Here is a 3,041-nt window from a genome sequence, read left to right as displayed (position 1 = left end):
CCCCCTCTCCCGCCCCACCTGCGTCTCCGGAAGGACTTCCCATGCCCAGACCCCGCGCGGTGGCCGCCGTACTGATGGCGGCGCTGCTCTGCGCCCTCACCACCGCCTGCTCCGGCGGCTCCGGCCCCGCGGCCGCCGGCCGCCCGGCCGTCTCCCTCGCCGCCAGCGACCACCTCGGCGGGGCGCCCGTCTACGTGGCCCAGGAGCGCGGGCTCTGGTCCGCCGAGGGCATCGACGCCACCGTGACCACCCAGCCGACCGGGCGCGACGCCCTGAACGCCGTGCTGGGCGGCCAGGCGCAGCTCGGCGTCGTGGGGGACCTGCCCGCGGTCACGGCCGCGCTCGGAGGGCGGGACCTGCGGATCGTCGCCGACCTGTCCCGCTTCTCCGACTGGCGCCTGCTCACCCGGACCGACCGGCAGATCACCGGCTTCGCCGCCCTGAAGGGCCGCAAGATCGGAGTCCCGCAGGGTACGAACGTCGAGTACGCGCTCTCGCGGATGCTCGGCTCCGTACAGCTGACGGCCGCGGACGTGACCGTGATGAACCTCGCCCCGAACCAGGTCACTCCGGCGCTCGCCCGCGGCGACATCGACGCCGGCGTCACCTTCCCCAGCTTCTACGACGCCGCGGCCACCACGCTCGGCGAGCGGTACGCCGAGCTCCCGTTCACCGGCTACACCGCTCGGACCCTGCTGATCGCCGGCCCCAAGGCGAGCGAGGAGACCACAGCCGCCGTCCTGCGCACCCTGCTGCGCGCCCAGCGCGGAATCGACGACGACCCGGCCGGTGCACGGCAGGCCGTGGTGGCCCAGTCCAAGGGTGCGCTCCAAGCCGGCTACGTCGACGGCCACCAGCCCCGCTACACCTACGGCGCGAGCCTCACCCCCGAACTGCTGGCGCAGCTGGAGGAGGAGGCCGCCTGGGCCAAGGCCGCCCAGAACCTGCCGGGCGCCGCCGACCGCAGCGCACTGCTGCGGTACCTGAACCCCGGCCCCCTGACGGCGGTCGACCCCGCCGCCGTCACCGTCCGCTGAACCACACCCCACCCGAGGAGATCCTCATGACCGTCGACCAGAACACCCTGCGCCGCCGCGGCGTCGGCCTGATCGCCCACGACGCCGAGCGCAGCTACGGCGGCCACACCCTCTACACCCCGATCACCAGCGCCGGCGAGATCCACCTCGTCGACATCGAAGGACGGCCCGTCCACACCTGGAACTCCCCGCACCCGCCCGGCCGCCAGGCGCAGCTCCTCCCCAACGGGAACCTCTTCTACGCGGCCAAGGACACCGCAGGCCCCACCCTCTTCCCCATCTGGGACGTCTACCACGGCGGTATCTTCCAGGAACTGGCCCCCGACTCGACGGTGGTGCGCGAGGTCAGGCACCCCTTCCACCACCACGACGCCTCGAGCCTGCGCAACGGCAACCTGATCATCGGGGCCGTCGAGCCGCTGGACCCGGCCGACGCGGCCCGGATCCGGGGCGGCATCCCCGGATCCGAGGCACCTGGCGGGGTGATCTACGGGGACGTGGTGTACGAACTGACCTGGGAGGGGGAGATCGTGTGGCGCTGGGCGGCCATCGAGCACCTCGACCCCGAGGAAGTGGCGCTGAACCCGCACTTCGCCCGCAACCACTGGCCGATGGCCAACACCGTCAACGAGAGCGCCGACGGGTCGATCGTGGTGGGCTTCCGCAGCGCGTCCACCACCGTGGCCGTCGACCGAGCCGACGGATCCGTGCTGTGGCACATCGGTCCGGACGTCCTGGCCCAGCAGCACCATCCGCACGAGCTCGCGGGCGGCACCATCCTGGTCTTCGACAACGGCACCTACCGCGACACGACCTCCGTGCCGTACTCGCGGGTGCTGGAGCTGGACCCGCGTACCGGCAAGGAGGTGTGGTCCTACCAGGACAACCCGCCGCAGAACTTCTACAGCCCGTACATGTCCAGCGCGCAGCGCCTGCCGAACGGGAACACCTTCGTCGCCGAGGGCTCCTTCGGGCGCCTCTTCGAGGTGACGCCCGACGGCGACGTGGTGTGGGAGTTCGTGGTCCCGCAGTTCCGGTCCTTCGGCGAGGGCGTGGGACTGGAGTCCTCGGCCGGCGCCCAGAACTCCGTCTTCCGCGCCTACCGCTACTCCGCCGACCGGTTCCCCTGGCTCTGAACGGCACCGGTTTCCGTGCGCGGCCGCGCTATGCGTCGGCCGCGCAGCGGAAACCGATGTTCCCGCTGCTGCTCTCCGGGGTGTTGCCGGTGCGCGCGGCCACCCGGTACCGGTTGCAGTACGAGTCGTGGCAGAGGTGCGAACCGCCGCGCATCGCGCGGGTACCGCTGTCCGGTGCGAACGCGTCGGCCGACCACTCCCACACATTGCCGACGGTGTTGTAGAGGCCGTAGCCGTTCGGCTCGTGCGCGTCGACGGGCACCGTGCCCACCCAGCCGTCCTCCTTGGTCGTCACCAGGGGGAACTCGCCCTGTCAGATGTTGCACCGCCCCTGCCCGCCGGGGGTGAGCTCATCGCCCCAGGGGTAGCGCGCCTGATCCAGCCCGCCACGGGCCGCGTACTCCCATTCGGCTTCCGTCGGCAGCCGCTTGCCCGCCCACGCGGCGTACGCCACCGCGTCGTACCAGGCGACGTGCACCACCGGATGCCCTTCCCCGGCCGCGGAGCCGGGTCCGTACGGCTCGCGCCACGACGCGCCCGTGACGCCGCGCCACCACGGCGTGCCCGGCGGGGCGGGGGAGGCCAGCACGGTCTCCGGTGCGAGCAGGCCCGCGAACACGTACGACCAGCCGAGCCGCTCGGCGACCGTCCGGTACCCGACGGCGTCCGCGAACGCGGCGAACTCGGCGTGGGAGACCGCCCGTTCGTCGAGGCGGAACGGGGCCACGGCGACCTCGCGCACCGGCCCCTCTCCGTCTCCGGCGTTGGCGGCCCCGTCCTCGTTGCCCATCCGGAAGACCCCGCCGGGCAGCAGCACCATGCCCTCCCGGGTGAGGTCGGGGGAGGGGACGGGAGAGCGGGCCGGCGG

The 3,041-nt window shown here is 72.9% G+C and carries 2 protein-coding genes and 1 pseudogene; 2 read left to right on the top strand and 1 reads right to left on the bottom strand.

Annotation, left to right across the window (positions count from 1 at the left end):
• The first annotated feature begins 41 nt into the window (after positions 1–41).
• A complete protein-coding gene (locus PV721_RS42490) occupies positions 42–1,037 on the top strand; it encodes an NrtA/SsuA/CpmA family ABC transporter substrate-binding protein (RefSeq protein ID WP_319734122.1) in 996 nt (331 codons plus the stop codon).
• Between the two features lie 26 nt (positions 1,038–1,063).
• Complete coding sequence (locus tag PV721_RS42485) at positions 1,064–2,173, top strand: aryl-sulfate sulfotransferase (protein WP_319734120.1); 1,110 nt, start codon at positions 1,064–1,066, stop codon at positions 2,171–2,173.
• Positions 2,174–2,201: 28 nt separating this feature from the next.
• On the opposite strand, the pseudogene PV721_RS42480 reads toward PV721_RS42485, so the two are convergent.
• Positions 2,202–3,041 (bottom strand): annotated as a pseudogene (locus PV721_RS42480) (formylglycine-generating enzyme family protein); the annotation flags it as partial.

It is taken from the genome of Streptomyces sp. MB09-01 (genome assembly GCF_033794505.1).
Lineage (GTDB): Bacteria > Actinomycetota > Actinomycetes > Streptomycetales > Streptomycetaceae > Streptomyces.
The sequence above is the reverse complement of the archived record's forward strand: the minus strand, read 5'-3'. Positions and strand labels throughout refer to the sequence as shown.

Coding starts and splice junctions, on each gene's coding strand:
- PV721_RS42490 (WP_319734122.1), top strand. CDS start 42: ATGCCCAGACCCCGCGCGGTGGCCGCCGTACTGATGGCGGCGCTGCTC.
- PV721_RS42485 (WP_319734120.1), top strand. CDS start 1,064: ATGACCGTCGACCAGAACACCCTGCGCCGCCGCGGCGTCGGCCTGATC.